The organism is Streptomyces lichenis (assembly GCF_023218175.1).
GTDB classification, from domain to species: Bacteria; Actinomycetota; Actinomycetes; order Streptomycetales; family Streptomycetaceae; genus Streptomyces; species Streptomyces lichenis.
Genome location: NZ_JALPTH010000011.1, coordinates 198,419 through 207,216, shown reverse-complemented (window position 1 = coordinate 207,216; position 8,798 = coordinate 198,419). Strand labels below are relative to the sequence as shown.

Here is an 8,798-nt window from a genome sequence, read left to right as displayed (position 1 = left end):
GCTACTTAGGTTAGTCTAACCTTCACACTCGTGATGTCAGAAGCACATGCCGAGTCCGCCCGCCGGCGCGGCCATGAACTGCTGGCCGAGGGCGTGACGGTGGCGTACGACGGCACCGATGTCGTCCACTCGGCCACCCTCGCGCTGCGGCCCGGCGAGGTGACCGCCCTGGTGGGGCCGAACGGCAGTGGCAAGTCGACCCTGCTGCGTACCGTGGCGCGGTTGCAGCGGGCCCGGAGCGGCACCGTGGCGATCGACCCGGGCCAGGAGGGCGCGGCCGACGGACTGGCCCTCAGTTCGCGGGAGTTCGCGCGGCGGGTGGCGCTGATGACGCAGAGCCGGCCCACCCCGAGCGGGCTGCGGGTGCGCGATGTGGTGGAGTTCGGCCGCTATCCGTACCGCGGGCGCTGGGGCGGGGCCGATCCCGACGGCGCGGCCGCGGTGGAGCGGGCGCTCGGTCTGACCGGGGTGGCGGAGCTCGCCGAACGCGGCGCCGAGCACCTGTCCGGCGGGCAGCTCCAGCGGGTCTGGCTGGCCGGCTGCCTGGCCCAGGAGACCGGGGTGCTGCTGCTGGACGAGCCCACCACCTATCTCGACCTGCGCTATCAGGTGGAGTTGCTCGATCTGATCCGCGACCTCGCGGACGACCACTCCATCGCGGTCGGGGTCGTGCTGCACGACCTCGACCAGGCGGCGGCCGTGGCCGACCGGATCGTCCTGCTGAGCGCGGGGCGGGTGGTCGCCGACGGCGCTCCCGCCGAGGTGCTGACCGCGCCGCGCCTCACCGACGTCTACGGCATCCGCATGGACGTCGACACCGACCCCCTGACCGGCCGGCTGCGCACCCGCGCGATCGGCCGCCACCACGCCCGACCGGAAAGGTCCCGCACCACGTCATGAGACGACTCCTCGCCACCTCCGCCGCCGTGCTCACCGCGGCGCTCGCCCTCACCGCCTGCGGTACGACCGAGCCGGCCCCGGCGAAGTCCGACAAGGCCGCCGAGAAGATCACCCTCACCGACGCCAAGGGCGCCAAGGTCACCCTGGACGGCCCCGCGAAGAAGGTCGTCGGCACCGAGTGGAACGTCGTGGAGGCGCTGGTCTCGCTCGGCGTCGACCCGGTCGGCGTCTCGGATGTGAAGGGCTACCAGGCCTGGGTCTCGGCGGTGCCGCTGAAGAACCAGCCCAAGGACATCGGCACCCGCGGCGAGCCCAGCATGGACACCATCGCCGCCCTCTCCCCCGACCTGATCCTCGCCACCAGCGACCTGCCGGCGGCCGCCGTGAAGCAGCTGCGCAAGGTCGCCCCGGTGCTGGAGATGCGCTCCGCCGACGCCGCCGACCAGGTCGGCCGGATGAAGGAGAACCTGGACCTGGTCGCCAAGGCCACCGGGCGCACCGAGCAGGCCGAGACGGTGAAGAAGGCGTACGACGCCAAGGTCGCCGAGGGGAGGAAGGCCCTGGCCGACGCCGGGCTGGCCGGCAAGGGCATCGCGTTCGCCGATGGTTACGCCGCCTCCAACCAGGTCTCGATCCGCCCGTACACCGGCGGTTCGCTCGTCGGCGCCGTCAACGAGGAGCTGGGGCTGAAGAACGTCTGGAAGATGGAGGGCGACAAGGACTACGGTCTGGCCACCACCGACGTCGAGGGGCTGACCGCGGTCGGCGACGTGCCGTTCGCCTACATCGGCAACGACGCCGACGGGGACGTGTTCACCAAGGACCTGGCCGGCAACGCGGTGTGGAAGTCGCTGCCGTTCGTGAAGAACGGCAAGGTGCGCAAGCTGCCCGACGGCATCTGGATGTTCGGCGGCCCGAAGTCCATGGAGGCGTACATCGACGCCCTCGTCCCCGCCCTGACGAAGAAGTAGCCGGATGACCGCCACCGCGATGACCCGCAAGGCCGCGGAGCTGAGGAAGACGCCCCGGGCCGGCGCGGTCGCGGTGGCTGCGGCGTTCGTCCTGCTGGTCGCCGTCCTCGCCGTCGTCGACATCACCCAGGGCACGGCCTCGGCCGGCCCCGCGGAGGTGTGGCAGGCCCTCACCGGCCGGGCCACGGCGGACGACGCCTCCGTGCTGATCGCCTCGCGGCTGCCCCGGGCGGTCGCCGGCATCCTGGTCGGCCTCGCCCTCGGCGCGGCCGGGGCCGCGTTGCAGACGGTCAGCCGCAATGTGCTGGCCGCCCCCGACACCCTGGCGGTGAACGCCGGCGCCCAGCTGGCGCTGACCGTGCTCACCGTCACCGGGGTGTCGATCCCGCTGCTGGCCTCCTCGGGTGCGGCGTTCGCCGGCGGCCTGGCCGCCGCCGCCCTGGTGCTGGGGCTGTCCGGCCTCGGCACCGGCACCGTCCGGCTGGTGCTGGCCGGCACCGCCCTCGCCCTCGGGCTGAACGCCGTCAACGACGCGCTGTTCCTGCTGTTCCCGGACAGCACCGACGGGCTCTACCACTGGGGCCAGGGCGGCATCGGGCAGAACGGCTTCGGCGGGGTGCTCCAGATGGCGCCGGTCGCCCTGGCCGGGCTCGCCGGGCTGCTGCTGGTCGCCCACCGGATGGACGCCCTGGCGCTCGGCGACGACGCGGCCCGGGGCATCGGCGTGCCGGTGCGCGCCACCCGGATCACCGTGGTGGTGCTGGCCGCGCTGCTGGCCGCCTCGGCGGTGACCCTGGCCGGGCCGATCGCCTTCGTCGGACTGTGCGCGCCCGCGCTGGTCCGGCCGCTGCGCCGCCGCTTCCCGGCGTTCGGGCGGTCCCGGTCCGGTGTGCCGCTGGCCGGGCTGGCGGGCGCGGCGCTGGTGCTGGGCGCCGATGTGGCGCTGCGGGCCGTGGTGTCGCCGGAGCTGGCGGTCGCGGTGCCCACCGGGGTGGTGACCAGTGTGGTCGGCGCGGTCTTCCTGGTGGTGCTGGCCTTCCGGACCCGGCAGTCGCCCGGGTCCACCCCGCCGGACCGGCTGCGCATCCCGGGCCGGTTCGCCTTCTCGGTGTCGGTGGCGCTGATCGCCGCCGCGCTGGTGGGGGTGGTGGTCGGCGGGGTGCTGCTGGGCGACGCCAAGCTGCTGCTGGGCGATGTCGTCAACTGGCTGGCCGGGCGGGCCGGGCAGGGCGTCACCTTCGTGCTGGACACCCGGGTGCCGAGGGTCGCGGCCGCGCTGCTGGCCGGGGGCGCGCTGGCGCTGGCCGGCACCCTGGTGCAGGGGGTGTCCCGCAATCCGCTGGCCGAGCCGGGGGTGCTGGGCATCTCCGGGGGCGGCGCGCTGGGCGCGGTGCTGCTGGTGACCACGGTGCCCTCGGTGGGCACCTGGGAGCTGGCCGGAGGCGCGTTCGCCGGTTCGGCGGCGGCCGCCGCGCTGGTCTTCGGACTGGCGGCGCGCAGCGGCTTCGAGCAGAACCGGCTGGTGCTGGTGGGGGTCGGGGTGGCGGCGGGCAGTCTGGCGCTGGTCTCGCTGATGATCGTGCTCACCGACCCGTTCAACGCGACCAAGGCGCTGACCTGGCTGTCGGGCTCCACCTACGGGCGGACCTTCCCCGATGTGCTGCCGGTGGCCGTGGTGCTGGTGATCGGCATCGTGCTGGCGGTGGCCCGGCGCCGGGAGCTGGACCTCATCTCGCTGGACGACGACACGCCGCGGCTGCTGGGCCTGGCGCTGGAGCGGGGGCGGCTGGGCTTCCTGGCCCTGAGCGTGCTGCTGTCCGCCACCGCGGTCGCCGCCGCCGGCACCATCGGCTTCGTCGGGCTGGTCGCCCCGCACGCGGCCCGGGCGCTGGTGGGCCGGCACCATGTGCGGGTGGTCCCGGTGTCGGTGCTGCTCGGCGCGGTGCTGGTCGGCACGGCCGATCTGCTGGGCCGTACCGTGATCGCCCCGGCCCAGCTGGGCGCCGGTCTGATGACCGCGGTCATCGGCACCCCGTACTTCGTCCACCTGCTGCTGCGCAGCCGGCGATAGCGGCGGGACGGTGCGTGACGGGGCCCCTTCCGGGTACGCCGGAGTGGGGCCCCGAGCCGTTCCGGGCGCCGCGCGAGCGGCTGGTCGGGAGGGGCGCGTGGGGGGCTTATCCTACGGATCGCGTCATCGCGTACCGACACGCCGCCGCGGTCACCCGGGCGGTGTGCGGGTGGCGGGGTGGCGACCCCGTGCGACGGCGCCGGAGCGGACCCGAGGTCTCCCGGCGGGACGCGGGGACGGATGAGCGCTCCACGCGCCGGCCCCGTACGGGCAGCAGGGCCGGCTTGGACGAGAGGGTGTCGAGTGACGCGTTCCATGGACGCCGGGCAGGAACCCGCGGGCGGCCCGGCCGCCGGGGTGTTCGCCGGCGACGAGGAGGTCGGCCGCGACCTGGCCGCGGTGGACTGGGAGTCCACTCCGCTGGGGCCGCCCGCCGACTGGCCGCAGAGCCTGCAGACCGCGGTGGACATCCTGCTCTCCTCCCGGTTCCCGATGTGGATGGCGTGGGGCCGGGAGCTGACGTTCTTCTGCAACGCCGCCTACCGGCGCGACACGCTGGGTGACAAGTACCCCTGGGCGCTGGGGCGGCCTTCGTCGCAGGTGTGGGCGGAGGCCTGGGACGCGGCCGGCTCGCGGATCGAGACGGTGCTGCGGACCGGTGAGGCCACCTGGGACGAGGCGCTGCTGCTGTTCCTGGAGCGCTCCGGCTATCCGGAGGAGAGCTACCACACCTTCTCGTACAGCCCGCTGCGGGACGACTCCGGCGATGTCGTCGGCATGCTCTGCGTGGTCAGCGAGGAGACGGAGCGGGTCGTCAACGAGCGGCGGATGGCGACCCTGCGGGACCTCGGCTCGGACCCGAGCGTGATCCGCACCGAGCAGGAGGTGCTGGCGTTCACCGGCCGCCAGCTCGGGCGCAACCCGCGCGACCTGCCCTTCTCTCTGACGTATCTGTTCCAGGAGGACGGCTCCGCGCGGCTGGCGAACGCCACCGGGCTGGCGGCCGGGCACCCGGCCGCCCCGGCGGTGCTGCCGGCCGACGGGCCGGGCGGGGTGTGGCCGGCCGCGGAGCCGGCCCGGGGCGGGTCGGCGCTGATCGAGCTGGCCGGCGCCCCGTTCGCGGAGCTGCCGTGCGGGGACTGGGCCGAGCCGCCGGTGCGGGCGCTGGCGGTGCCGCTGCTGCGGCAGGGCGCCGCCCCGTACGGCTTCCTGGTGGCGGGGTTGAACCGCTACCGGCCGCTGGACGCCGGCTACCGCGGCTTCGTCGAGCTGACCGCCGGGCATATCGCGGCCGGTGTCGCCGGTGCGCGGTCCTATGAGGCGCAGCAGCGGCGGGCGGAGGAGCTGGCGGAGCTGGACCGGGCGAAGACGGCGTTCTTCTCCAACATCAGCCATGAGTTCCGCACCCCGCTGACGCTGATCATGAGCCCGCTGCAGGAGCTGCGGGAGCGGTACGACGGCGGGGACGAGCGGGTCCGCCAGGAGCTGGACGTGGTGCACCGCAACGGGCTGCGGCTCGGCAAGCTGGTGAACACCCTGCTGGACTTCTCCCGGATCGAGGCGGGCCGAATGCAGGCCGCCTACGAGCCGGCGGACCTCGCGGCAGTGACGGCGGAGCTGGCCAGTGTGTTCCGTTCGGCGGTGGAGCGGGCCGGGCTGGAGTTCGCGGTGGACTGCCCCCCGCTGGGCCGGGAGGTGTACCTGGACCGCGGCCTGTGGGAGAAGGTCGTGCTCAACCTGCTGAGCAACGCGCTGAAGTTCACCTTCGAGGGCGCGATCCGGGTGACCACCCGGGCGGACGGCGGCGAGGCGGTGGTGGTGGTCGAGGACACCGGGATCGGGGTGGCCGCGGACGAGATGCCGCGGCTGTTCGAGCGATTCCACCGGATCGAGAACGCCCGCTCGCGGTCGAACGAGGGCAGCGGCATCGGCCTGGCGCTGGTACGGGAGCTGGTGGAGGTGCACGGCGGCACCATCGCCGCCGACAGCACAGCGGGGGCCGGGACGCGGTTCACCATCCGGCTGCCGTTCGGGGCCGGGCATCTGCCCGCCGACGCGCTGGTCGAGCGCGCCGAGGCGGGCGCGCCGTCGGTGGCCGCCGATCCGTACGTACAGGAGGCGCTGCGCTGGCTGCCGGGCGAGCCGCCCGCCGACGCCCCGCGGGACGTACGGCCGGACGGGACCGGTGGTACGTCCTCCGGTCCGGCGGCCGCGGCGCGGGTGCTGGTGGCCGACGACAACGCGGACATGCGCGAGTACCTGGTGCGGCTGCTGCGCGGCGCCGGCTACCGGACGCGGGCGGTGCGGGACGGGCAGGAGGCGCTGGACGCGATCCGCAAGGACGCCCCGGACCTGGTGGTCAGCGATGTGATGATGCCCCGGCTGGACGGTCTGGCACTGGTCGCGGCGCTGCGTGCGGATCCGCGGACGGCGGCGGTGCCGGTGCTGCTGCTGTCGGCGCGGGCCGGGCAGGAGGCGTCCATCGAGGGGCTGACCGCGGGCGCGGACGACTACCTGGTCAAGCCGTTCGCGGCGGCGGAGCTGCTGGCCCGGGTGCGGGCCAACGTGGAGCTGGCGCGGCTGCGCGGGCACCACGCGCGCTGGCGGACGGCGCTGGTGGACTCACTCCAGGAGGCCTTCTTCGTCTGCGACGAGCAGGGGGCGGTGGTGGAGATCAACTCCGCGTTCACCGACATCCTCGGCTTCGGCCCGGAGGACCTGCCGTACGCGCCGGTCCACCCCTGGTGGCCGGACGCGGAGACCGACCCGGACGCGCACCGCCAGGTGGCCGAGGCGTTCGCCCTGCTGATGGGCAGCGAGCGGGGCAGCTACACCATCCCGGTGACGCACCGCGACGGCCACCGGGTCTGGGTGGGCGCCACCTTCGCCCAGGCCGAGGACCCGGACAGCGGGCGGACCGTCACGGTGGGCACCTTCCGGGACGTTACCGCCGAGCACTACGCCATCCAGCGGGACTCCGCGCTGGCGTCGCTGACGGTGCGGCTGGCCGAGGCCGCCGACCTGCCCGAGGCGCTGGCCGGCGCCCTGTCCGAGCTGAAGGGGCTGTGGCGGGCGGCGGGCGTCGTGGCCGCCGTGTTCGACGGGACCGGGGCGGCGCCCCGGCTGACCGCCACCGACCTCTCGCCGTCCTGGCAGGGCCTCCCCCCGGCGCTCCGCGAGCGGCTGGAGGCGCTGCGGGAGGAGCCGTCGCTCACCCCGGTCGCCGGGCAGACCGGCGCCGGCATCCTGCTGGAGCACCCGCAGGGGCGTCTGGCGCTGTGGCTGGACCTCGGCGAGCGGCGGCCGTTCACCGACGAGGACCGGCTGCTGCTGGCCCTGCTGGCCGGGCACCTCGCCCAGGCGCTGGCCCGGGTGCACCAGATCGAGCAGCAGCGGGAGACCGCGCTCGCCCTCCAGCGGGCCATCCTGGGTCCCGCCCGGCTGCCGGAGGGCTTCGCCGTCCGCTACGAGCCGGCCTCCCGGCCGCTGGAGGTCGGCGGCGACTGGTACGACACGGTCGCTTTGCCCGACGGCCGGATCGGCATCGTGGTGGGCGACTGCGTCGGCCGCGGCCTGGAGGCGGCGACCGTGATGGGCCAGCTGCGCAGCGCCTGCCGCGCCCTGCTGATCCAGGACGCCGACCCGGCCCGCACCCTGATGGCGCTGGACCACTTCGCCGCCGGGGTGCCCGGCGCGGTGTGCTCCACCGTCTTCTGCGGTGTCCTCGACCCGGAGACCGGGCGGCTGGTGTACTCCAGCGCCGGGCATCCGCCGGGCATCCTCACCCATCCCGACGGCACCACCCGGCTGCTGGACCAGGGCCGTTCGATCCCGCTGGCGGTGCGGCTGGGGCAGCCCCGCCCGTACGGCGAGTGCACGGTGCCGGCCCGCGCCACGCTGATGCTCTACACCGACGGGCTGGTGGAGCGCCGCCGCCGGCCGCTGACCGCCGGTATCAACCAGGCCAGCGAGGCGGTGCAGGAGGGCCGGGACACCGCGGTGGACACCCTCGCCACCGATGTGATGGCCCGCCTCGCCCCGGCCGGCGGGTACGACGACGACGTGGCGCTGCTGCTCTACCGCCACCCCGCGCCGCTGGAGCTGAGCTTCCCCGCCGAGTCCGGTCAGCTCGCCCCGGTCCGCCGGGCGCTGCGCGGCTGGCTGGACAAGTGCGACCTGCCGCCGCAGACCGCGCAGAACATCCTCGTCGCCGCGGGCGAGGCCTGTGCCAACGCCATCGAGCACGGCCACCGCCACGCGCCCGGGCAGCCGGTGTGGCTGCGGGCCGAGGCCTCGGTGGGCAGTCTGCATCTGACCGTCGCCGACAGCGGACGCTGGCGGACGCCCACGCCCGAGGCCAGCGTCCACCGGGGCCGCGGGGTGATCCTGATGCGCGCGATGATGCAGCAGGTCACCATCACACCCGGCCCCGCGGGCACCACCGTCGACATGCACACGAGGATCGCCTGATGACCACTCCGCTCACCCTCACCGCCGACCAGCGGCCGGACGGAACGGCCGTCATCAGAGCCGCCGGCGAGATCGACATGAGCAACACCGAGGCCCTGGCCGGCGCCCTGGACACCACCCCGGGCCGGCTCGTCATCGACCTCACCGCCGTCGAGTACCTGGACAGCGCCGGGCTGAGCGTGCTGTTCGCCCACGCCGACCGGATCGAGCTGATCGCGCCGGAGCTGCTCACCCCGGTGCTGACCACCTCGGGGCTGGCCGACCTGGCCCCCGTGCACGCCTCGGGCACCGGGCCGTACAACGCCGCTTCCCGGGACTGAGCCCCCGGGGGCCGCCGGGCGCGGGCCCGAGTGGTGGCCGCGGGGCACCGGGACTGCCCCCCGGCC

Annotated in this window: 5 protein-coding genes; all 5 read left to right on the top strand. The window is 74.9% G+C overall.

Annotation, left to right across the window (positions count from 1 at the left end):
* The first annotated feature begins 33 nt into the window (after window positions 1-33).
* Window positions 34-900, top strand: a complete 867-nt coding sequence (locus tag M1O15_RS13830) for an ABC transporter ATP-binding protein (RefSeq protein ID WP_248634098.1) — start codon at window positions 34-36, stop codon at window positions 898-900.
* Window positions 897-1,871, top strand: a complete 975-nt coding sequence (locus M1O15_RS13825; protein ID WP_248634097.1) for an ABC transporter substrate-binding protein — start codon at window positions 897-899, stop codon at window positions 1,869-1,871. The genes M1O15_RS13830 and M1O15_RS13825 overlap by 4 nt, the downstream gene beginning before the upstream one ends.
* 4 nt (window positions 1,872-1,875) lie before the next feature.
* Window positions 1,876-3,942 (top strand): iron ABC transporter permease, encoded by a 2,067-nt coding sequence (locus M1O15_RS13820; RefSeq protein WP_248634096.1) that lies wholly within the window; start codon window positions 1,876-1,878, stop codon window positions 3,940-3,942.
* A 315-nt stretch (window positions 3,943-4,257) separates the two neighbouring features.
* Window positions 4,258-8,412 carry a SpoIIE family protein phosphatase gene (locus M1O15_RS13815; protein WP_248634105.1) on the top strand — a complete coding sequence of 1,385 codons (4,155 nt, stop codon included), beginning with the start codon at window positions 4,258-4,260 and terminating at the stop codon, window positions 8,410-8,412.
* Window positions 8,412-8,732, top strand: coding sequence for an STAS domain-containing protein (locus M1O15_RS13810; RefSeq protein ID WP_248634095.1), 321 nt, complete (start codon window positions 8,412-8,414; stop codon window positions 8,730-8,732). The genes M1O15_RS13815 and M1O15_RS13810 overlap by 1 nt, the downstream gene beginning before the upstream one ends.
* Window positions 8,733-8,798: the final 66 nt, after the last annotated feature.